At 66.6% G+C, this 21,181-nt stretch carries 30 protein-coding genes; 3 read left to right on the forward strand and 27 right to left on the reverse strand.

Translation table 11 applies throughout. The annotated features are described in order from the left end of the window. Positions 1-36: 36 nt before the first annotated feature. The 22 genes from ACYVG8_RS03715 to ACYVG8_RS03820 form a co-directional block, all read right to left on the reverse strand. Positions 37-399, reverse strand: coding sequence for a DUF2069 domain-containing protein (locus tag ACYVG8_RS03715; RefSeq protein WP_028499400.1), 363 nt, complete (start codon positions 397-399; stop codon positions 37-39). Beyond that, positions 396-1,142 carry a twin-arginine translocase subunit TatC gene (gene tatC, locus ACYVG8_RS03720; RefSeq protein ID WP_028499401.1) on the reverse strand — a complete coding sequence of 249 codons (747 nt, stop codon included), beginning with the start codon at positions 1,140-1,142 and terminating at the stop codon, positions 396-398. Before tatC ends, ACYVG8_RS03715 begins: the two co-directional genes overlap by 4 nt. Continuing rightward, on the reverse strand, positions 1,139-1,696 hold the full coding sequence (gene tatB / locus ACYVG8_RS03725) for a Sec-independent protein translocase protein TatB (RefSeq protein WP_112692933.1): 558 nt from the start codon (positions 1,694-1,696) through the stop codon (positions 1,139-1,141). The genes tatC and tatB overlap by 4 nt, the downstream gene beginning before the upstream one ends. Before the next feature lie 3 nt (positions 1,697-1,699). Next, positions 1,700-1,921, reverse strand: a complete 222-nt coding sequence (gene tatA / locus ACYVG8_RS03730; RefSeq protein WP_028499403.1) for a Sec-independent protein translocase subunit TatA — start codon at positions 1,919-1,921, stop codon at positions 1,700-1,702. Between the two features lie 110 nt (positions 1,922-2,031). Further along, a complete protein-coding gene (locus tag ACYVG8_RS03735; protein ID WP_028499404.1) occupies positions 2,032-2,355 on the reverse strand; it encodes a histidine triad nucleotide-binding protein in 324 nt (107 codons plus the stop codon). A 23-nt stretch (positions 2,356-2,378) separates the two neighbouring features. Further along, positions 2,379-2,705, reverse strand: a complete 327-nt coding sequence (locus ACYVG8_RS03740) for a phosphoribosyl-ATP diphosphatase (protein WP_028499405.1) — start codon at positions 2,703-2,705, stop codon at positions 2,379-2,381. Positions 2,706-2,809: 104 nt separating this feature from the next. Next, complete coding sequence (gene hisI / locus ACYVG8_RS03745; RefSeq protein ID WP_036386105.1) at positions 2,810-3,214, reverse strand: phosphoribosyl-AMP cyclohydrolase; 405 nt, start codon at positions 3,212-3,214, stop codon at positions 2,810-2,812. 59 nt (positions 3,215-3,273) lie between these two features. Continuing rightward, the gene (gene hisF, locus ACYVG8_RS03750) at positions 3,274-4,041 is read right to left on the reverse strand and encodes an imidazole glycerol phosphate synthase subunit HisF (protein ID WP_028499407.1); all 768 of its coding nucleotides are present in this window, start codon (positions 4,039-4,041) and stop codon (positions 3,274-3,276) included. Positions 4,042-4,140: 99 nt separating this feature from the next. Further along, complete coding sequence (gene hisA, locus ACYVG8_RS03755) at positions 4,141-4,881, reverse strand: 1-(5-phosphoribosyl)-5-[(5-phosphoribosylamino)methylideneamino]imidazole-4-carboxamide isomerase (protein WP_028499408.1); 741 nt, start codon at positions 4,879-4,881, stop codon at positions 4,141-4,143. A gap of 11 nt (positions 4,882-4,892) precedes the next feature. Next, a complete protein-coding gene (locus tag ACYVG8_RS03760) occupies positions 4,893-5,258 on the reverse strand; it encodes a hypothetical protein (protein WP_146745134.1) in 366 nt (121 codons plus the stop codon). A 43-nt stretch (positions 5,259-5,301) separates the two neighbouring features. Then, positions 5,302-5,946 carry an imidazole glycerol phosphate synthase subunit HisH gene (gene hisH / locus ACYVG8_RS03765; RefSeq protein ID WP_028499410.1) on the reverse strand — a complete coding sequence of 215 codons (645 nt, stop codon included), beginning with the start codon at positions 5,944-5,946 and terminating at the stop codon, positions 5,302-5,304. Then, positions 5,943-6,536 carry an imidazoleglycerol-phosphate dehydratase HisB gene (gene hisB, locus ACYVG8_RS03770; protein ID WP_028499411.1) on the reverse strand — a complete coding sequence of 198 codons (594 nt, stop codon included), beginning with the start codon at positions 6,534-6,536 and terminating at the stop codon, positions 5,943-5,945. Before hisB ends, hisH begins: the two co-directional genes overlap by 4 nt. 1 nt (position 6,537) lies before the next feature. After that, positions 6,538-7,602, reverse strand: coding sequence for a histidinol-phosphate transaminase (gene hisC, locus ACYVG8_RS03775; RefSeq protein ID WP_107889078.1), 1,065 nt, complete (start codon positions 7,600-7,602; stop codon positions 6,538-6,540). 119 nt (positions 7,603-7,721) lie between these two features. After that, a complete protein-coding gene (gene hisD, locus ACYVG8_RS03780) occupies positions 7,722-9,020 on the reverse strand; it encodes a histidinol dehydrogenase (protein WP_028499413.1) in 1,299 nt (432 codons plus the stop codon). A 59-nt stretch (positions 9,021-9,079) separates the two neighbouring features. After that, the gene (locus ACYVG8_RS03785) at positions 9,080-9,697 is read right to left on the reverse strand and encodes a LysE family transporter (protein WP_028499414.1); all 618 of its coding nucleotides are present in this window, start codon (positions 9,695-9,697) and stop codon (positions 9,080-9,082) included. Positions 9,698-9,708: 11 nt separating this feature from the next. Continuing rightward, positions 9,709-10,347, reverse strand: a complete 639-nt coding sequence (hisG, locus tag ACYVG8_RS03790; protein ID WP_028499415.1) for an ATP phosphoribosyltransferase — start codon at positions 10,345-10,347, stop codon at positions 9,709-9,711. Between the two features lie 22 nt (positions 10,348-10,369). Further along, positions 10,370-11,170 (reverse strand): flagellar brake protein, encoded by an 801-nt coding sequence (locus tag ACYVG8_RS03795; RefSeq protein WP_028499416.1) that lies wholly within the window; start codon positions 11,168-11,170, stop codon positions 10,370-10,372. Positions 11,171-11,219: 49 nt separating this feature from the next. Continuing rightward, positions 11,220-11,816, reverse strand: a complete 597-nt coding sequence (locus ACYVG8_RS03800) for an SCO family protein (RefSeq protein WP_028499417.1) — start codon at positions 11,814-11,816, stop codon at positions 11,220-11,222. 34 nt (positions 11,817-11,850) lie between these two features. Beyond that, positions 11,851-12,759: a heme o synthase gene (gene cyoE, locus ACYVG8_RS03805; protein WP_051528888.1), complete on the reverse strand. Its 909-nt coding sequence runs from the start codon at positions 12,757-12,759 to the stop codon at positions 11,851-11,853. Then, positions 12,741-13,775, reverse strand: coding sequence for a COX15/CtaA family protein (locus ACYVG8_RS03810; protein ID WP_460745038.1), 1,035 nt, complete (start codon positions 13,773-13,775; stop codon positions 12,741-12,743). Before ACYVG8_RS03810 ends, cyoE begins: the two co-directional genes overlap by 19 nt. After that, complete coding sequence (locus tag ACYVG8_RS03815; RefSeq protein WP_028499419.1) at positions 13,775-14,302, reverse strand: hypothetical protein; 528 nt, start codon at positions 14,300-14,302, stop codon at positions 13,775-13,777. Before ACYVG8_RS03815 ends, ACYVG8_RS03810 begins: the two co-directional genes overlap by 1 nt. Then, a complete protein-coding gene (locus ACYVG8_RS03820) occupies positions 14,299-14,961 on the reverse strand; it encodes an SURF1 family protein (RefSeq protein WP_028499420.1) in 663 nt (220 codons plus the stop codon). Before ACYVG8_RS03820 ends, ACYVG8_RS03815 begins: the two co-directional genes overlap by 4 nt. A gap of 52 nt (positions 14,962-15,013) precedes the next feature. On the opposite strand from ACYVG8_RS03820, the gene ACYVG8_RS03825 reads away from it, so the two are divergent. Further along, the gene (locus ACYVG8_RS03825) at positions 15,014-15,217 is read left to right on the forward strand and encodes a DUF2909 domain-containing protein (protein WP_028499421.1); all 204 of its coding nucleotides are present in this window, start codon (positions 15,014-15,016) and stop codon (positions 15,215-15,217) included. A 9-nt stretch (positions 15,218-15,226) separates the two neighbouring features. Here ACYVG8_RS03825 and ACYVG8_RS03830 read toward each other — a convergent pair whose 3' ends face one another. From ACYVG8_RS03830 to coxB, 5 genes are all read right to left on the reverse strand, one after another. Then, positions 15,227-16,090, reverse strand: a complete 864-nt coding sequence (locus tag ACYVG8_RS03830; RefSeq protein WP_028499422.1) for a cytochrome c oxidase subunit 3 — start codon at positions 16,088-16,090, stop codon at positions 15,227-15,229. A 10-nt stretch (positions 16,091-16,100) separates the two neighbouring features. Next, positions 16,101-16,277, reverse strand: a complete 177-nt coding sequence (locus ACYVG8_RS03835; RefSeq protein ID WP_084300092.1) for a DUF2970 domain-containing protein — start codon at positions 16,275-16,277, stop codon at positions 16,101-16,103. Next, entirely contained in the window at positions 16,274-16,822 is a 549-nt protein-coding gene (locus ACYVG8_RS03840; RefSeq protein WP_028499423.1) for a cytochrome c oxidase assembly protein, read from the reverse strand. Before ACYVG8_RS03840 ends, ACYVG8_RS03835 begins: the two co-directional genes overlap by 4 nt. 97 nt (positions 16,823-16,919) lie before the next feature. Continuing rightward, positions 16,920-18,554, reverse strand: a complete 1,635-nt coding sequence (gene ctaD / locus ACYVG8_RS03845) for a cytochrome c oxidase subunit I (RefSeq protein ID WP_315385140.1) — start codon at positions 18,552-18,554, stop codon at positions 16,920-16,922. An 11-nt stretch (positions 18,555-18,565) separates the two neighbouring features. Beyond that, a complete protein-coding gene (gene coxB, locus ACYVG8_RS03850) occupies positions 18,566-19,684 on the reverse strand; it encodes a cytochrome c oxidase subunit II (protein ID WP_028499425.1) in 1,119 nt (372 codons plus the stop codon). A 200-nt stretch (positions 19,685-19,884) separates the two neighbouring features. On the opposite strand from coxB, the gene bioD reads away from it, so the two are divergent. Next, positions 19,885-20,514, forward strand: coding sequence for a dethiobiotin synthase (bioD, locus tag ACYVG8_RS03855; protein ID WP_460745039.1), 630 nt, complete (start codon positions 19,885-19,887; stop codon positions 20,512-20,514). A 5-nt stretch (positions 20,515-20,519) separates the two neighbouring features. Next, complete coding sequence (locus ACYVG8_RS03860; RefSeq protein ID WP_028499427.1) at positions 20,520-21,176, forward strand: TIGR02117 family protein; 657 nt, start codon at positions 20,520-20,522, stop codon at positions 21,174-21,176. The last annotated feature ends 5 nt before the right edge of the window (positions 21,177-21,181 follow it).

Below are 21,181 nucleotides of genomic sequence, written 5' to 3' on the forward strand. Positions count from 1 at the left end.
AGGAAAGACGGCATTGACCGGGTCAATGCCGGGGGATCAGCGCACCGGGATGCCGGCCATCCGGGCGAATCTGGCGTAGTAGACCGCCGAGGCGAAGAACAGGGTGCACAGCGCGATCTCGATGCCGGCGCAGACACGGGACAGGAGTACGGTGTCCGACCAGGCCCGCATCACGCCTTCGGCAAAGAAGAACAGGATGAACATGCTCGCCCACTGGTAGGTGTAGACCCGGCCGCGCAGGACGCCGAACAGCGGCGCCAGCAGCAGCAGGCTCTTCAGCGCCATCAGGCTGCCGCCCGGACGCAGCGGCGCCAGCCACAGCTCCCATGCCAGGGTCAGCACGATCAGGCCGATCAGGCTGGTGATCGCCCCCCAGTGGCACACGGCGATCCGGTTCATGCGTCCTGCTCCTTGCGTGGCTGCGGCTTGCCGAGCCAGCCCGAGCAGATGATGCCCAGTTCGTACAGCAGCCACAGCGGCAGTGCCAGCATGATCTGCGACAGCACGTCCGGCGGTGTGACCACGGCGGCGACGACAAACGAGCCGACGATCACGTACGGACGGGCTTCGCGCAGTTTTTCGACGGTGATGATGCCGAAACGCGTCAGCAGCACGACGATGACCGGCACTTCGAAGGTGATGCCGAAGGCGAGGAACATGCCGAGCACGAACGACAGGTATTTGTCGATGTCGGTCATCATCGCCACGCCATGCGGGGTGACGGCGGTCATGAAGCCGAATACCACCGGGAATACCAGGAAGTAGGCGAACGACATGCCGATCAGGAACAGCGAGATCGACGCCACCATCACCGGCAGGATCAGCCGCTTCTCGTGGCTGTACAGCCCCGGGGCGACAAAGGACCACAGCTGGTACAGCGTGTTCGGCAGCGCCAGCACGAAGGCGACCATCATCGTCACCTTCAGCGGGACGAAGAACGGCGTGGTGACGTCGGTGGCGATCATCTGCGCACCGGCCGGCATCACCTGCATCATCGGTCGCGCCAGCAGCGCGTAGATGTCGCCGGACCAGTGGAACAGCGCAAGAAAGACGATGACGATGCCGAGGATCACGCGCACCAGGCGCGTGCGCAACTCGAGCAGGTGCGCGACGAGGGGTTGTTCGGTAGCGGGTTCGGTCATGCGGCCTTGCTGGAAACGTCGCCGGCCGCAGGCGGGGTGGCCGGCGGCGGCGGGGCGGTGGCAAACAGGTCGAGCTGGCCGTCGTCGACGTCCGGCGCCGGCTGACCGTCGGTCGCCGGGGTATCGCTGGCGGCGACGCTGACCGTGTCGGTCGCAGTGGCGGCAGGCACGGTGTCAGCCGTTGCGGCATCGGCGCGCAGGTCGAAGGCGGCGGCCACGCTGTCGCCGGCTTCACGCACGGCGGCGCCGGCCTCGGCCAGCGGTGCCTCGATGCCGGACTTGACGTCGTTGACCGCGCCTTCCACTTCGCTCATCTGGCGATGGATGGTCTGGCGCAGGTTGTCGGCGGCATCGGTCATTTCGCTGCCCAGTTGCCTGAGTTCGCTGAAACTGGTCTCGCGCTGGATGTCGGTCTTGACGTCATTGACGTAGCGCTGGAGCCGGCCGACCAGGGCGCCGACGGTACGGGCGACACTGGGCAGCTTCTCCGGCCCGATGACCACCAGCGCGACGATGCCGATGACCAGCAGCTCGCCGAAACTGATGTCGAACACGGCTTACTTCTTGTCAGTCGGTTCGGCGTCGATCACGCGGCCTTCCTTCTGCGCCGCGCTGTCGTCGGCCTTGGCGGCGGGAGTGGCGTCACTGTTCATGCCGTCCTTGAAGCCCTTGACGGCGGAGCCCAGGTCCTGACCGACGTTGCGCAGCTTCTTGGTGCCGAAAATCAGCACCACAACGACCAGCACGATGAGCCAGTGCCAAATGCTGAACGATCCCATAATGTCCTGCCTTCAGATATCGATGTTGCCCCCGCGCGGCGGGTGCGGATGGTAAGTAAATGCCCGTCCCGGCGGGAAGCGGGGGATTGGCGGCGTCGCCGCGCGCGATTTTACGCTGCTTCGCCCAGTACGTGGACGTGCAGATGAAACACTTCCTGCCCGCCGGCCTCGCCGGTATGCACGATGGTCTTGTAGCCTTCGCTGAGGCCCTGCTCGCGCGCGAGTTTCGACGCGGTGACCATCAGTTTGCCGAGCAGCGGTGCATCGCTGTCGTCGACCACGAACAGCGAGTCGATATGCCGTTTCGGGATCACCAGAAAGTGCACCGGTGCCTTCGGATGGATGTCGTGGAAGGCCAGCACGTCGTCGTCTTCATACAGCTTGCTCGACGGGATGTCGCCGTGGGCGATCTTGCAGAAAATGCAGTCGGTCATGGGGGAAAACCTTGCGGATGCGGTCAGGAAGCGGTCCGCGACGCTTTTTCGTCGTGGCCCGAGATGCCTTCGCGGCGCTTGAGCTCGGCCAGCACGTCCTCGGGACGCAGGCCGTGGAAGGCAAGCAGCACCATCGAGTGGAACCACAGATCCGCCACTTCCCGCACCAGGTGCAGCTTGTCGCCGTCCTTGGACGCCATCAGCGTCTCGGCGGCTTCTTCCGCAACCTTCTTCAGGATGGCATCTTCGCCCTTGTTGAACAGGCTCGCCACGTAGGACGAGCTCGGGGCCGCGCTTTTGCGCGCTTCGAGCGTGTCGGCAATGCTGTACAGCACTTCGGCGGGAATCATGGTTCGCACTTTCGTGAGTCTGGGGAGTTACCGGCGCCAGTCTAACGGCGCCGGATGACAAAAGCAGCCCGGCAGGTCAAGAAAACCGCATGCCGGGCCCGGATTCAATGCGCGTCCGGTTTGCCGTAGATCGCTTGCGGATCCTTTTTCACCGCGTCGGTCACGATCCAGGCACTGCCTTCGAGCCGGCGGTAGAAGCAGCTTTCGCGGCCGGTGTGGCAGGCAATGCCGCCAACCTGCTCGATCAGCAGCAGCACGGCGTCGCCATCACAGTCGAGGCGGATTTCCTCCACGCGCTGCAGATGGCCGGACTCTTCGCCCTTTTTCCACAGTTTGGCGCGCGAGCGGCTCCAGTAATGCGCGATATGGGTGTCGGCGGTCAGCTGCAACGCTTCGCGGTTCATCCACGCCACCATCAGGATGCGGCCGGTGCGCGCATCCTGGGCAATGACGTTGACCAGCCCCTGTTCGTTGTAATGGACCAGATCGGCCCAGTCCTGCGGGTGCATCGTACTCATCGTGCTTCTCCTGGCTGCCGGGCCGGCGATACGTTCGCCGGCTTAAATGCTTAGAGTCGGACTTCAATGCCCTGCGCGCGCATCAGCGCCTTGGCCTCGCCGACAGTATGCTCCCCGAAGTGGAAGATGCTGGCGGCCAGCACGGCATCGGCATGGCCTTCGATGACGCCGTCGGCCAGATGCTGCAGGTTGCCGACGCCGCCGGATGCAATCACCGGCACGTCGACGGCATCGCTGACCGCTCGGGTCAGCGGCAGGTTGAAGCCGATGCGGGTGCCGTCGCGGTCCATTGACGTCAGCAGGATTTCACCGGCGCCCAGCGCCTGCATCCTGCGCGCCCATTCGACCGCATCGAGCCCGGTGGCGTTGCGGCCGCCATGGGTGAACACTTCCCAGCGGTCATTCTCCGGCGAGACGCTCTTGGCGTCGATGGCGACGACGATGGCCTGCGAGCCGAAGCGGGCGGCGCAGTCGGCCACCAGTTGCGGGTTGGTGACCGCCGAGGTGTTGATGCTGACCTTGTCGGCACCGGCATTCAGCAGCCGGCGGACATCGTCCACCGCGCGGACGCCGCCGCCGACGGTCAGCGGAATGAAGACTTCCGCCGCCACCGACTCGATCACGTGCAGGATGATGTCGCGTGCGTCGCTGGAGGCGGTGATGTCGAGAAAGGTCAGTTCGTCCGCGCCCTGCTCGTTGTAGCGTCGCGCGATTTCGACCGGATCGCCGGCATCGCGCAGGCCGACGAAATTGACACCCTTGACCACCCGTCCGGCGGTCACGTCAAGGCAGGGGATGATACGTTTGGCTAGCGACATGGAGTCGGTCTGTTCCTGTTGGGTGAACGCGCGGCACGCCGCGACACCCGCCCCCTCGCGAGGGCGGGCCGGTACGCGGCGGCCGCGCCGCCGGGCCCCTTACGCGGCCAGCGTGTCGGCCAGATCCTGCGCGGCCTTGAAGTCGAGCGTGCCTTCGTAGATGGCGCGACCGGTGATCGCCCCCTCGATGCCTTCGCTCTCGACGGCAGACAGCGCGCGCACGTCGTCGAGGTTGGTCAGGCCGCCGGAGGCAATGACCGGGATGGTCAGCGCCTGGGCCAGCTTGACGGTCGCTTCGACGTTGACACCGGACAGCATGCCGTCGCGGCCGATATCGGTGTACACCACCGACTCGGCACCGTAGTCCTGGAAGCGTTTCGCCAGGTCGACGACGTTCTGGCCGGTCAGTTTGGCCCAGCCGTCGACGGCGACATTGCCGTCCTTGGCGTCGAGACCGACGATGACATGGCCGGGGAAGGCGTCGCAGGCGTCACGCAGGAAACCGGGGGTCTTGACCGCAGCAGTGCCGATGATGACGTAGGTCAGGCCGAGGTCGAGATAGCGCTCGATGGTGTCGAGATCGCGAATCCCGCCCCCCAGCTGGACCGGCATGTCATCAGCCACTTCGGTCAGGATGTCGCGGATCACGCCGAGATTCTTCGGCTTGCCGGCAAAGGCACCGTTGAGATCGACGAGGTGCAGGCGACGAGCCCCCTGATCGCGCCAGTGCGTGGCGACTTCGACCGGGTTGTCGGAGAACACGGTGGCATCTTCCATGACACCTTGGCGCAAACGGACGCATTGTCCGTCTTTCAGATCGATGGCGGGAATGAGCAGCATGATTGCCAGATTTACAAATGGTTGGGTTGAGTCCACTGTTCCAGCGGACAATCCGGACTCGCCGGGATACTGGCGGTGTCCGACAAAAGCACGGTACGAGCCTCGCGGCGATCGCGTCCGAGCACGGCAGCGTACAGCACCCGGTCATGACCGAGCGCCCCACGCCAGTTAACTTTGATGATGCCGGCGCGATCCGCGCCATACCGGCGTGCGCCGCCCCAGGCCGACTGCGTCAGCTGGACATCGTGCACATCGCCGGACGGGTGATAGCAGCCGAGCACGGCACGGCCGACATCGTCGAGCAGCGCGGGTTTCGGTACATGTTCGGGCGGGCGGTCGGCCAGCGGCAGCAGGTTCACCAGCATCAGCAGCGCCATGGCACTCATGTCCGGGCCACGCATCCGCGGGCAGTGACGGATGTCATGCGTCGCTCCCGTCCCAGCCGATGAAATTGTCCAGCAGCCGCAGACCGGCCGCCGCGCTTTTCTCCGGGTGGAACTGGGTGGCGAACACATTGCCGCGCCCGAGGATGGCCGAAAAGGCAAACGGATATTCCGCAAAGCCGAGGCTCAATGCAGGGTCGGCCGGCGCCATGTAGTAACTATGGACGAAATAAAACCGCGCGCCATCTTCCACGCCGTCGAACAGCGGGTGACGGCGGGTCTGCCAGACTTCGTTCCAGCCCATGTGCGGCACCTTGAGCCGTGCACCGGCCGCATCGAGCTGGCCGCTCGGGAAACGCTTGACCGTGCCGGGGTAAAAACCGAGCGCGGCGGTGTCGCCTTCCTCGCTGTGGTCGAGCAGCAGTTGCGCGCCGACGCAGACACCAAAGAACGGCTTGTTGCGGGCGGCGTCCAGCACCACGTCGCGCAGCCCGGACTGCACCAGCCCGGCCATGCAGTCGCGCATCGCGCCCTGCCCCGGAAACACCACCTTGTCGGCAGCGGCCACCAGCTCGGGCCGGTCTGTCAGCAGGATCTCGGCCCGCCCGGCGGACACATGCTCCAGCGCCTGGGTGACCGAGCGCAGATTGCCCATACCATAATCGACGACTGCGATTTTCATGCCGTCAGCGTCCCTTTGGTCGACGGCGTGCGGCCGGCCATGCGTTCATCGGGTTCGACCGCCATGCGCAAGGCACGGCCAAAGGCCTTGAACACGGTCTCGGCCTGGTGATGGCTGTTGACGCCGCGCAGGTTGTCGATATGCAGCGTGACCATCGCGTGATTGACGAAACCGTGGAAGAACTCGCTGAACAGGTCGACGTCGAAGCTGCCGATCGTCGCGCGGGTGAATTCCAGGTTGTAGACCAGGCCCGGACGGCCGGACAGGTCGATGACCACGCGCGACAGTGCCTCGTCGAGCGGCACGTAGGCGTGACCGTAGCGGCGGATGCCGCGCTTGTCGCCGATCGCCTGCGCGAAGGCCTGGCCCAGCGTGATGCCGATATCCTCGACCGTGTGGTGCGCGTCGATATGCAGGTCGCCGGCCGCCTCGATATCGAGGTCGATCAGCCCGTGGCGCGTGATCTGGTCGAGCATGTGATCGAGGAAGGGCACGCCGGTCCGGAAGCGGCCGACCCCGGTGCCGTCGAGGTCGATCGACACCGTGATCTGGGTTTCAAGGGTATTGCGGGTAACGGTAGCTTGGCGCATGTCAGGCAAACAGTGCATTGAGGACCGCCAGCATGGCGGCATTGTCTTGTGGCGTGCCCACGGTCAGCCGCAGGCAGTTGTCGAGCATCGGGTGGGCGCCGTGCAGATTCTTGATCAGGATGCCGGCTTCCTTCAGCGCTGCATAGGTCGCCGGGGCATCCGGTACGCGGATGGTGATGAAATTCGCCTCGCTCGGATAGACGGTCAGCGCCGGCAGGCGGGCCAGCGCGTCGGACAGCCGGCGGCGTTCGGCGCGCAGCTGCGTTGCCTGCCGGTCCAGCACGTCGAGGTGTTCGAGCGCGAACAGCGCGGCAGTCTGGGTCAGCACGTTGACGTTGTACGGCAGCCGCACCTTGTCGAATTCGGTCAGCCACGCCGGACTGCCGGCCAGGAAGCCCAGTCGCAGCCCGGCCAGGCCGAGCTTGGACAGCGTGCGCATCACCACCACATTGTCGAATTCGCCCAGTCGCGGCAGGAACGAGTCGTCGGCAAAGGCGTGATAGGCCTCGTCGATCACCACCAGGCCCGGGCTGGCCGCGCGGATCACGTCCTCGACCGTGGCACGGTCGAAGCGCGGCCCGGTCGGGTTGTTCGGATAGGACAGGAAGGTCAGCGCCGGACGATGCTCGCGCACGGCGGCCAGTGTGGCGTCCAGGTCGATCTGGAAATCGTCGCGCAGCGGGACGCCGACATATGCCAGCCCGCAGAAGGTGGCGATCATCCGGTACATGACGAAACTCGGCTCGACCGCCAGCAATGTGGCCCCCGGTCTGGCCAGCGTCATCGCCACCAGCTGGATGATTTCGTCCGAGCCGTTGCCCAGCAGCAGATCCATGCCGGCCGGCACGCCGAAGCCGGCGGCGATCCTGGCCTTCAGGCCGGCCGGGGACGGGTCCGGATAGCGATTGATCAGTGCGTCGGCCAGTCTGGTCCCCATCTCGGCACGCAGCGCGTCCGGCAACCGGTACGGATTTTCCATCGCGTCGAGCTTCAGATAGCCCGAGGCATCGTGTACGTGGTAGGCCGCAAGTGCGGCAATTTCAGGGCGAATCAGTGGGGAGGTCATCTCTCAACTCGGGCACGACAACAATTTCGGCAGGCCGGGCAGTCGCCCGGACCTTCATTATGACGCCATCACGGGAAATACCCAGCACTGGATTGCCCGCTGCCGGGCAGCCCCGGCCATCAGTCGTGCAGGCGCATCTCGGCACTGCGTGCGTGGGCGATCAGCCCTTCTCCATGCGCCAGCGGACTGGCGATACGGCCCAGGGTCTGTGCCCCGGCCTCGCTGACGCGGATCAGGCTGGAACGCTTCTGGAAGTCGTACACCCCCAGCGGCGACGCAAACCGCGCGGTGCGCGACGTCGGCAGCACGTGGTTCGGTCCGGCACAGTAGTCACCCAGCGATTCGGACGTGAAACGCCCCATGAAGATCGCGCCGGCATGACGCAGCTGCGGCAGCCACGCTTCCGGATCGGCGACCGACAGTTCCAGGTGCTCGGGCGCGATGCGGTTGGAGATGTCGCACGCCTCGGCCAGGTCGGCGACCTGGATCAGCGCGCCACGGTTGGCCAGGCTGGCGGCAATGATGTCGCGGCGCGGCATGGTCGGCAGCAGGCGCTCGATGCTGGCGCGGACTTCGTCGATAAAGGCCGCGTCCGGACAGAGCAGGATGGCCTGGGCGATCTCGTCGTGCTCGGCCTGGCTGAACAGGTCCATCGCGATCCAGTCGGCCGGCGTGCTGCCGTCACAGATGACCAGGATTTCCGACGGACCGGCCACCATGTCGATGCCGACCACGCCGAACACGCGACGCTTGGCGGCGGCAACATAGGCATTGCCGGGGCCGGTGATCTTGTCGACGGCGGGAATGGTTTCGGTGCCGTGGGCCAGCGCGGCGACAGCCTGGGCCCCGCCGACGGTGAACGCACGGTCGACGCCGGCCAGATAGGCGGCGGCCAGTACCAGGTCGTTGCGTTCGCCACCCGGCGTCGGCACCACCATGATGATTTCGCCGACACCGGCCACCTTGGCCGGCATGGCATTCATCAGCACCGAGCTCGGATAGGCGGCCTTGCCGCCCGGCACGTAGATGCCGACCCGGTCGAGCGCCGTGACCTGCTGGCCGAGCAGCGTGCCGTCGTCCTCGACGTAGCTCCACGAGCTGCTCAACTGGTGCTGGTGGTAGCGTCGTACCCGGTCGGCGGCCTGTTCCAGCGCGATGCGCGTCGCATCGGGGATGCGCCGGAACGCGGTTTCCAGTTCGGTGCGGGTCAGTTCCAGCGCCGTGGCGGACGCCGGGGTGAAACGATCGAAGCGGGCGGTATATTCGACCAGCGCGGCATCGCCACGCACCTTGACGTCTTCGACGATCGCGGCAACGGCGGTGTCGACCGCCGGATCCTGCGCGCTTTCGAAGGCGAGCAACTCGGACAGCGCGGCGTCGAAGCCGGCCTCGGCGGTATTCAGAATGCGGACAGACATGGACTCACACCAACACTAAAGTTCGTTACGGACCGGCGCGCCGGTCCCGGCGGGAACGCTCAGGACAGCGCGACCTTGATGCCCAGCGCCACCAGCACGCCGCCCAGCACGCGGTCGATGCCGCGTTGCAGGCGCGACATCACCCGGATCACGGCCGGATGCTGGATCGCCAGCACCAGCAGTGGCCAGTAAACCACGCCCAGCGCGAAAATGACAAAGCCGATCAGCGCTTTTTCGCCCAGTCCGGTATCCGGGCGGATCAGCTGGGTGAACACGCTGAAGAAGAACAGCGTGGCCTTCGGGTTCAGCAGATTGCACAGGAAGCCCTGCATGAAGGCAGCGCGCAGGCCGATCTGCTCGCGCGGCGCCGTGCCGACACTGGCCAGCCCGGGACCGCCGCGCGAACGCAGCGCCTGGATGCCGATCCAGATCAGGTAGGCTGCGCCGGCGTACTTGAGCAGGTTGAACAGCCACGGCGTGGTGGCAATCACCAGCGCCAGCCCGGCAATACAGTAGCTCATGTGAACCAGGATGCCGACATTGACGCCGGCGACGGTCGCCATGGCCGCCGCACGCGGATAGCGGGCGGCATTCTTCACCACCAGGAAGAAGTCCGGACCCGGACTCATCATCGCCAGCGTGGCGATGACAGTGATGGCCAGCAGGGTTTCCCACATGGTGCCGGCTCCTAGACCGCGACGCTGGACGCGAACGTGTCGAGCAGCGGGCGGATGATGTCGTGTTTGAGCTTCAGCGCGGCCATGTTGACCACCAGCCGCGAGCTGATGTCGACGATCGGTTCCACCGCGACCAGATCATTGGCCTTCAGCGTGTTGCCGGTCGACACCAGGTCGACGATGGCGTCGGCCAGCCCGACCAGCGGCGCCAGCTCCATCGAGCCGTACAGCTTGATGATGTCGACGTGAACGCCCTTCTTGGCGAAGTGGTCGCGGGCGATGCCCGGATACTTGCTGGCGATGCGCAGCCGCGCGCCCTGGCGCACGGCGGCCTCGTAGTCGAAGCCCTTGCGGACCGCGACCATCATCCGGCACTTGGCGATTTCCAGGTCCAGCGGCTGGTACAGGCCGGCGCCGCCGTGTTCGATCAGCACGTCGCGGCCGGCGATGCCGAGATCGGCCGCACCATGCTGGACATAGGTCGGCACGTCGGACGCGCGGACAATGATCAGCCGCACGTCCGGCTGGTTGGTGCCGATGATCAGTTTGCGCGAGGACTCCGGGTCCTCGGACGGAACGATGCCCGCCGCCGCCAGCAGCGGCAGGGTTTCATCGAAAATGCGGCCCTTGGAGAGCGCAATGGTAAGCATGAAGACGACTTTCTGAAGCGGTTCAGTCCAGCAGCGCGCGGCGTTCGCGCTCCAGCTGGGCGATATAGCGTTGCAACTGGTTCTGCAGCGGGTGGTTGAGATGGATGAACATGCAGCCGATACGATGCTGCTCGGCGCCGTTCTTCTGCTGCATGATCAGCCGGTTGCGGATTTCGAGTTCGACCGGCAGCGAGCCCTGCTGACGCAGATCGAGCGAGCAGTCGGAGAACACGGTGCCGATCTCGAAGCCGGGCGCATCGCCCGGCAGCACCAGCGACAGGCCGCCGAGACTGACATCGTAGATCGGCAGCGAGATGCCGCGTTCGCCATCCGGGTTCACGTAGTCGTGCAGGCGGCACAGCAGCGGGCTGGCCAGCGGGGTCTGGATGCGGAAATACTCGCGGCGCTGCAGCTTGATCACTTCGAGCGGCAGGTCGACGACAAAGGCCGGGCGATCTTCCCAGCTGATCAGCCGGGCCGGGCCGGTCACGAACTGGGTCTTGATGCCTTCCGGCGAGCAGACGAACACATTGCGGTCCGACGAGGCAATCTGGCGATTGACGTCATCGCCGGAGCCGATGTCGAACACCAGTTTGCCGGCCTTGGCATCCACCGCCAGCAGCCGGGTCAGCATGAAGGTCTTGCCTCGATTGGAGAACACCGTCACCAGGTTCGACGCGGCAATGACCCGGCGAATGTGATGGACGATCTCCAGCGGCGTGCTCATGGCGAATTTCGCCAGTTCGTCGCTGGGACGAAGCGGTTTGTGGAGCCCGTTGGTATCGCTGGGCTCGGCGGCTGGGGATTCGGCGGAATCGGTCACGTGTTTCTAATCCTGTGTGAATCTTGGGGTCAGGCCTGAAGGATGACGCCTAGCGGTCAGGGCCGATCAGCGCACCGATATCGTGGGCAAACACGTCGGCGCCGCTGCCGTACGGCACATAGACCCGCAGGCGACCGTCCGGATCGTACAAATACGTGCCGGCGCTATGATCGATGGTGTACTCGGCGGCATGATCGCCGGCGACCTTGCGGTAAACCACTTTGAAATCGCCCGCCACCCTGGCGATCGCCTCTGGCGTACCGGTCAGCGCCCGGAAGCGCGGATCGAATGCTCCAGCATAGGCGGCCAGCACATCCGGCGTATCGCGTTCCGGGTCGACGGAAACGAACAGCACCTGGACCTTATCGGCCCGGGCGCCGAGTTTCTTCATCGCATTGGCCAGTTCGGCCATGGTGGTCGGACAGGCATCGGGGCAGTGGGTGTAGCCGAAGAACACGGCGACGACCTTGCCGCGATAGTCCGACAGCCGGACCGGCTTGCCGCTGGTGTTGACCAGGGAGAAGTCGCGCGCATAGTCGATCCCGGTGACATCGGTCGCCGAGAAAGCAGGCGCCGCCGGCTCGGGCGAACAGGCGGCGAGACAGGCAACGAGCATAAGCGCCAGGGCGCGGATCAGGTATTTCATAGCGTCCACGCCAGTGCCCTCCCCGCAACGGGGATCAGGACATTGGCCAAGGCAGGTAGTGGTCCACAAGCAAGGCCGCGAACAAGCCGGAAAGATACCAGATCGAAAAGACAAACGCGCGGCGGGCAGTCGCGTGAGCATAACGACGATGCATGCCAAATGCAATCTGCAGGAAGCGGCCGTTCAGTGCCAGCGCAGCCAGCAGATACAGCCCGCCGGCCATGCCGGTCGCCACCGGCAGCAGTGTCACCGCCGACAGCAGCAGGGTGTACAGCAGCACGGCCAGGGTGGTGAAGCGCTCGCCGTGCGTGACCGGCAGCATCGGCAGGCCGGCACGGGCGTAGTCGTCGCGCCGGTACAGCGCCAGCGCCCAGAAATGCGGCGGCGTCCACACAAAGATGATGGCGAACAGCAGCAGCGCATCCCCGCTGATCTGTCCGGTGGCCGCGACCCAGCCGAGCAGCGGCGGCATCGCTCCGCTGGCGCCGCCGATAACAATATTCTGCGGCGTGGCCGGCTTCAGCCACAGCGTATAGACGATGGCGTAACCGACGAAGGTTGCCAGCGTCAGCCACATGGTCAGCGCATTCACCCGAATCCACAGTATGCCGAGCCCGGTCACCGCCAGCAGCACGGCGAACACCAGCGCCTCGACCGGCGCCAGCCGGCCGCTGGCCAGCGGCCGGCGCTCGGTGCGGCGCATGCGCGCATCGACCGTCCGTTCGACCAGACAGTTGATCGCCGCCGCGCCGGCCGCCGCCAGGGTGATGCCGACCCCGGTGGCGACGAAGGTCACCGCATCCGGCCAGCCCGGCACCGCCAGCAGAAAACCGATCAGTGCGCAGAAAGTGATCAGTTGCACCACGCGCGGCTTGGTCAGCGACAGCAGCGCCGCCGCCTTGTCACGCCACAGCCCGGCAGGACTCAGTACCGATTCACGCATGATGGACTCCAGGCAGCAGATGGGTCGGAAACGGTCTGTGCCGCCGGCTGCCAGACCCGCCAGCCGAGCAGCACCACACCGGCCAGCAGCCAGGCACCGACTGCGTTGTGCGCGACGGCCAGCGGCAGCGGCAATTGCAGCAGGACATTGGCCATGCCGAGCAGCAATTGGGTCAGCAGCAGGACACCGAGCGCCAGCAGGTGCCGGCGCAGGCGGTGTTGCGGCCACAGCCGGACCAGCAGCAGGCCCAGTGACAGCGTCACCACGCCGGCACCGGCGCGGTGCAGCCAGTGGATGGCAGTCAGGTGATCGCTGGACAGCAGCGCGCCGGAGGCGGTTTCGCCCAGCGCGCGCCAGACATGAAAACTGTCGCGGAACAGCATGCCGTCCGGCAGCCATTCGCCGCGGCAGGCCGGAAACTGCACGCCGCAGGCCAGCGCCGCGTAGTTGCTGCTGACCCAGCCGCCAAGCAGCACCTGGCCAACTACCGCCACCAGAACCAGCCCGACCCCCCAGCGCGCCCGCGCCGCCAGCCGGACCGGCGCCAGTCCGCGCTCGCGGGCCAGCAACACGGTCAGCAGCGCCAGCGTGCTCATGCCGCCGATCAGATGCAGCGTCACCACGGCGGGTTTCAGCAGCAGCGTGACCGTCCACATGCCAAGCAGGGCCTGCAGCACCAGCACGGCCGCCAGCGTGGTTTCCAGTGCCGGTGGCGGCAGGCCGGCCCGACGCGCGCGGCGCCAGCCGGCGACCGTCAGCGCCAGAATCGTCAGCCCGAGCAGACCGGCCGCATAGCGGTGGGTCATCTCCTTCCAGGCCTTGCCGGCATCCAGCGGCTGGTCGGGAAAGCGGCTTGCGGCATGATCCAGCTCATGGGCGGCAGCCGGCACCGACAGATGGCCATAGCAGCCGGGCCAGTCCGGGCAGCCAAGCCCGGCGTCGGACAGCCGCACATAGGCGCCGAGCGGCACCACCACCAGCGTCAGCCACCAGGCGATCCACACCAGTTTGCGCATCAGCCCATCCCCCGGTTGACCTTCATCACCTTGCCGATTTCGACCAGGGCGCGGCGTGGCTCGAATCCGGCCGGGTAGCGCAAGACCAGATTGCCGTGCGGGTCGATCAGGTACAGGTCGTCGAGCGGGTGCATCCCGGGCGCCAGCGCGACCAGCACCCCGGCATCCAGCGCCACGGCATGCACATCGTCGGCGTCGACACTGACCGTTGCCCCGGGCGGGTACAGCCAGACCACGTCGAGCCGCGAGGCCGCCTCGCCCTGCGCCACCCGCAAGCGGCGGGCATTGTCCAGCCGCTGACCGCAGTCGGCATCGCACGGCGCCGGCGCCCAGCTGGCCAGCACCCAGTGCCCCGGCGCGATCGCCACCGGCAGCGGCTGCACGATCAGCTGGCCATAGCTGGCGCCGCCGCGCGGCGGCCACCAGTAATAGGCCGCGGTGGCCAGCAGGATCGGCGCGGCGGTCAACAGCAGCAGCAGGATCAGGATGCGACGGGCGCGGCGGCCTCCGGCAGCGGGCGGGCTCATGGGCGTGTCCTTTCCGGGTGACGGACCAGCGCCGCGCAGACCGCCAGTGCGGCAATGGCCAGCAGCGCCCATTGCAGCGCATAGGCGTAATGCCGGTCGGGGGTCATGCCCCGCCCGGCCATCGTATCGAGCGGCTGCAACGGTGGATCGGTCCGGTCGGCGATCAGGCTGAGCGGCGCCAGCCTGACCCGATAGGCCGCCGCCAGCGCGGCCGGCGGCAGCGCCTGCCACACATCGCCGGCGTGATCCGGCCCGTCAAGCACGCGACGCACGCCCGGCCATGCTGCCAGCCGGCCGTCGACCCGGCCCGCGCCGGCCGGCAGTGCATCACGGGCGGCCCGATCGGCAAAACCGCGCACCACCAGTACGCTGCGGCCGTCGGCCAGTTCCAGCAACTCATGCACCCGCCAGCCCGGCTGGCCGTTGCGGGTCACGTTGTCGAGCAGGATCGGCGGCGAGACCACCCGGCCGACCAGGGTCACCCGCCGGCCGATCCAGGCACCGGTATCGGCCGGCAATTCATCCAGCATGACCGGTGCGTGGACCGCGCGCGCCGCCAGCTGCATGTCCGCTGCGGCCTGGCGCTGCCCGCGCTGCCACTGCCAGCCGGCCAGTGCCAGGCAGGCGGCGGCCACCATCATGGCAGCCAGCCACGGCATGGCCCGTCCGCGCCGTCTAGACTGGGAGGCACCGTCCTTCGAATCCGTCGCCATGAGATATGTCGCCATTGCCTTGCTCATCCTCATTGTCCTGAGCCTGGGCCACGCGCTGCGCCGCGTGCTGCGCCAGCCCCCGGGCTCCCGGGGCGCGGTGCGTGCGCTGACGGCACGCATCGCGCTGTCGCTGCTGCTGTTCGGTCTGCTGTGGCTCGGTGCGGCGCTCGGCTGGTGGGCACCGCACGGCCCGGGCCGGTAAAGGGCACGGTCACAGCCAGTAGACGAAGACGAACAGCATCAGCCACACCACATCGACGAAGTGCCAGTACCAGGCCGCCGCCTCGAAGGCGAAATGGTGGTCGGCATCGAAGTGCCCGCGCAGCACCCGCAGCCAGACCACCAGCAGCATGACCGAGCCCAGCAGCACGTGCAGACCGTGAAAGCCGGTCAGCATGTAGAACGTCATGCCGTAGGCGCCGGAGCCGAGGGTCAGGTTCAGGCTGCTGAAGGCGTGGTGGTATTCCCAGGCCTGCAGGCACAGAAAGGTCAGGCCAAGGGCAACCGTCGCGCCGAGCGCCAGCACCAGCCGGCGCCGCTGGCCGGCCAGCATGGCCCAGTGCGCGACGGTCACGGTCGCCCCCGACGACAGCAGGATCAGCGTATTCAGTGCCGGCAGCCCCCATGCTTCCATCGGCGTGTAGTCGCTTGCGGTCAGCGGGCCGGTGCTGGCCGGCCATGCGGCGCGGAAATCCGGCCACAGCCACTGGCCGGTCACCTGGCCGGACAGGTCGGGCAGCGCAATGGCGCGGACATAGAACAGCGCGCCGAAGAAGGCGCCGAAGAACATCACTTCGGAAAAGATGAACCAGCTCATGCCCCAGCGGAACGACTGGTCCACCTGGCCGGAGTAGCGTCCGCCGACCGACTCGCGGATCACGTCGCCAAACCAGCCGACCAGCATCCACACCAGCACCGCCGCACCGGCTGCCAGCAGCCACATCCCGGGGGCGATGCGGTTGACCGCCAGCGCCGCGCCCAGCCCGAGCAGGAACAGCGCCACGGCGCCGACCATCGGCCAGCGACTGGGGGCCGGGACGAAGTAGTCGCCGCTGTCGGGGGTATGTGCCTGCATGTCGTTCTCCTTATCCCGCAATCCATCTGACCGCCAGCACCAGCAGGACGATCAGGCACAGCACCAGCAGCAGCGCGGTCAGGATGATGTCGCGCGGCGAAATCTGCCGGTCGCGCTCGGCCGAGCGGCGGCCACGCACCCCGAAGAAGGCCGCCAGCACGGTGCGCAGCGTCTGCAGCACGGTCATGACCCGCCCTTCCCCGCCACTTCGATCACCCGGTACGACAGCGCCAGTGCGCCGACGCTGTCCGGCACCTGGCGATCGATCACGAACACCACCGGCAGCGTGCGCGACTCGCCGGGCTCCAGCACCATTTCGCGAAAGCAGAAACATTCCAGCTTGTGGAAGTACTGCGCCGCGCTGACCGGCGAATAGGCCGGCAGCGCTTGCGCCCAGATCCGGCGCTGGCTCTGGTTGACGATGCGGTATTCGACATGGGCGAATTCGCCCGGATGCACGTTCAGACTGGGCCGCAGCGGCACCAGCGACAACGGCGACCCCGGCTGCGGATTGGCGTCCAGCGCCACACTGAGGCTGCGGCTCAGGTCGACCTGGGTATTGGCCGGCGCCGCATCCGCCCGCGTCAGCTCATTGAGCCCGAGTGCGGCGCAGATCTCGCGATAGAACGGAATCAGCGCAAAGGCGAAGCCGAACATCAGCACGGCAATCACCAGCAGTTTGTACAGCAGCACGCGGTTGCCGGCCGCACGATCCACCGTCGGGGCCGTCATCCGCCCAGCCCTCCGCTGATGGCCTGGCGCAGCATGACGCCGACAAAGCACGCCAGCGCGAACGCGGCGGCCAGCCAGGCGGTACGGGTCGCCGGTTTCATCGCCGCACCACCCGGCCGTTGAGGTCGAATTCGGCATGGGCGACCTCGGCCGGGTCCGAGAACGAGTGGTACGGCGCCGGGCTCGGCTCGGTCCATTCCAGCGTATCGGCACCCTCCCACGGCCGAGCCGGTGCCGGCGGCCCGTGCCGGATTGTCCACAGCACGTTGTACAGGAAGATCAGCTGGCCGAAGCCGAACAGGAAAGCACCGATGCTGGCGACCTCGTTGAAGCCGGAAAACTGCAGGGCGTAGTCGGGAATCCGCCGTGGCATGCCGGCCAGGCCAAGGAAGTGCATCGGGAAGAAGGTGACGTTGAACCAGACCAGCGACCACCAGAAGTGGAAGCGGCCCATGCGCTCGTTGTACATCCGCCCGCTCCACTTCGGCAGCCAGTAGTAGGTGGCCGAGAACAGGCTGAACAGCGCGCCGGCGACCAGTACGTAATGGAAGTGGGCGACCACGTAGTAGGTATCCTGCAGTTGCACGTCGACCGCCGCCACCGACAGCACCACGCCGGACAGCCCGCCCATGGTGAACAGGCAGACGAAGCCGATGGCGAACAGCATCGGCGTCTCGAAGCTCATCGCGCCCTGCCACATGGTGGCGACCCAGTTGAATACCTTCACCCCGGTCGGCACCGCGATCAGCATGGTCGAGTACATGAAGAACAGTTGCGCGGTCGCCGGCATGCCGGTAGTGAACATGTGGTGCGCCCAGACCATGAACGACAGGATGGCAATGCTGGATGTTGCGTACACCATCGAGTGATAGCCGAACAGCGGCTTGCGGCTGAAGGCCGGAATCACCTGGCTGACGACGCCGAAGGCCGGCAGCGCCATGATGTAGACCTCAGGATGGCCGAAGAACCAGAAAATGTGCTGGTACAGCACCGGATCGCCGCCGCCGGCGGCATTGAAGAAGTGGGTGCCGAAATGGCGGTCGGTCAGCACCATGGTCACCGCGCCGGCCAGCACCGGCATCACCGCGATCAGCAGGTAGGCGGTGATCAGCGAGGTCCAGACGAACATCGGCATTTTCATCAGTGTCATGCCCGGCGCGCGCATGTTCAGGATGGTGGTGATGATGTTGATCGAGCCCATGATCGAGCTGATGCCCATGATGTGGATGGCGAAGATGGTCATGTCCATGCCGACGCCCATCTGCGTCGACAGCGGCGCGTACAGCGTCCAGCCCGCTGCCGCGGCGCCACCCGGCACGGCGAACGACAGCATCAGCAGCAGGGCGGCCGGCGGCAGCAGCCAGAAGCTCCAGTTGTTCATCCGCGCGAAGGCCATGTCCGGGGCGCCGATCAGCAGCGGGATCATCCAGTTCATCAGCCCGGTAAAGGCCGGCATGATGGCGCCGAACACCATGATCAGCCCGTGCAGCGTGGTGAACTGGTTGAACAGCTCCGGCTGCCAGAACTGCAGGCCGGGCCGGAACAGTTCGGCGCGGATCGCCAGCGCCAGCACCCCGCCGGACAGGAACATGATGAAGGCGAAGGTCAGGTACAGCGTGCCGATGTCCTTGTGATTGGTCGCGTACAGCCAGCGCCGCCAGCCCTGCGGATGACCGTGATGGGGGGCGGCGTGCTCATCGTGGGCCAGGCCCGGTTCGACAACCGTCGTCATGTGAAGCCTCCTCAGGCGGTCTTGCCGCCGCGCGCGGCGACGATGTCCTTCGGCTGCACCACGTCACCGGTGTGGTTGCCGAAGGCATTGCGTTCGAAGGTGATGACCGCGGCGAGATCGGTATCGCCGAGCTGCTTGCCCCAGGCCGCCATGGCCGGGTTCTTCCGGCTGCCGTTGAGCACGATATCGATATGGGCGGCCGGCGCGCCGGTGGCGATGGCCGAGCCGGCGATGGACGGGAAGTTGCCGGGGATGCCGTGCCCGTCGGCCTGGTGACAGACGACACAGTTGGCCTGGTAGACCTTCTCGCCGCGCGCTTTCAGGTCGGCCAGCGTCCACACCTTGTCCGGGTCGTCACGCTGCGCGGCCGCCTGTTTCTTCTGCGCGTCCAGCCACACCTGGTAGTCGGCCGGGCTGCGCGCATCGACCACGATCGGCATGAAGCCATGCTCCTTGCCGCACAGCTCGGCGCACTGGCCGCGATAGACGCCGGGACGGTCGATCTTGAACCAGGCATCGCGGACAAACCCCGGGATCGCATCCTGCTTGACCCCGAGAGCCGGTACCCACCACGAATGGATGACGTCATTGGCGGTGATGATCAGCCGGACCTTGCGTCCGACCGGCACCACCATCGGCTGGTCGACTTCGAGCAGGTATTCGGCGTTCCGGGGCACGTTGCGCTCGATCTGCGCGCGCGGCGTCGACAGGTTGCTGACGAAACTCAGCCCGTCATCGACATAGTCGTAACCCCATTTCCACTGGTAGCCGGTCACCTTGACCGTCATGTCGGCGCCGCTGGCGTCTTTCTGGGCAAGGATGGTGCGCGTGGCCGGCAGTGCCATGACGACCAGGATCACGAACGGGATCACGGTCCAGATCACCTCGACCGTGGTGTTTTCGTGAAAGTGCCGCGCCTGATGACCGGCCGCCTTGCGGTGGCGGAAGATCGAATAGAACATCACGGCGAACACCACGACGAAGATCGTCACGCACACCAGCAGCAGCATGGTGTGCAGATCGAAAATGTCGCGGGCAATCCGGGTGACGGGTGCCTGGAGATTCAGCGCCCAGTCCGCGCGCGCCGTCGGCGCGACAACGGCACAGGCCGTTGCGACGGTACGAATCATGGTTTCCCCCCGCAGAAATGGCGGACGGCGTCTTGTCACTCGCTGCGCCGTATCACCTCGGTATATGTAGCAACGATGGCGATGGGCAAGAAAGAAATTCCATTCGCAACAGTATGTTGCGATGCAGCGGGCGCAATAGCCCACCGTATCCGGGTGCGTCGCGCTACACTCGTCCGTCCGATCCTCACGGACATTCATCCATGGCCCAGGGCTATTTCCTTACCGGTACCGACACCGATGTCGGCAAGACCCATGTCGCCGTACAGCTGATCGAACGCTGGCGGCGCGACGGCCGGCGTGTGCTGGCGATGAAACCGGTGGCGTCCGGCTGCGAGCGTGCGGCCGACGGCACGCTGGTCAATGGCGATGTGGAGCGGCTGGTGGCGGCGACCGGCCAGCGCGACCGCGAGCTGATGAATCCCTATCGTTTCGAGCCGGCGATCTCGCCGCATTTCGCCGCCCGCGACGCCGGGGTCGAAATCAGCCTGGCGCGGCTGGTCGAGCATTACCAGTCGCTGGCCCGGCAGGCCGACATCGTGCTGGTGGAAGGGGCCGGCGGCTGGCTGGCGCCGCTGTCCGACCGGCTGGACATCGCCGACCTGGCGGTGGCACTGGATCTGCCGGTCATGCTGGTGGTCGGCATGCGCCTCGGCTGCATCAATCATGCGCGTCTCAGCGCGCAGGCCATTGTCGACCGTGGTCTGCCGCTGGCCGGCTGGATCGCCAACCGCATCGACCCCGACTTGGCGCGCCATGAAGACAATCTGGCCACGCTGAAGGCGAAGATCGCCGCCCCGCTGTTGCTGGAAGTCCCGTACACCGGTCAGTGACGCCGATGAGGCGAACGCTGCTGTCGGGCCTGCTGGCGCTGCCGCTCGGCTATGGCGCCGCCAGCGTGCTGCTCGGCGACTGGCTGTCGTCGCCCGGTCGCCCGCTGGCGAACGGCGCCACAGTACCGGTCTACGCCTGCAGCAATGGGGTGCATGTCGATCTGGTCCTGCCGGTGCGGGACGCCGGCGGCACCGGACCCGATCTGTCCCGGTGGTTCCCGCCGTCCCACTTCCGCGCGGATGTCCGCGCGCTGGGCTGGCTGGGCTTTGGCTGGGGCAGCCGGCGCTTCTATCTCGAAACCCGCGACTGGTCGGACCTGCGCCCCGGCATTGCCCTGTCGGCTGCGCTGGGGCTGGACCGCAGCCTGATGCATGTCGGCTACCGGTCCGATCCGGCCGGGCAGCGCGACTGCCGCGCCGTGCCGCTGTCCCCGGCCGACTACCGTGCGCTGCAGCAGCGCATCCTCGCCCGCTTCGCCGCCCCGCTCACGCCGCTGGCCGGCATGGCCTATGGCGACCACGATGCGTTCTACCCGGCCAATGGCCGCTACAGCCTGCTGCAGACCTGCAATGTGTGGAGCGGCAGCCTGCTGCGCGACGCAGGGGTGAAGATGGGATGGTGGACGCCATTCGCCGGCAACGTACTCGGTCACCTGCGCTGAACGGC

It is taken from the genome of Microvirgula curvata (assembly GCF_054781615.1).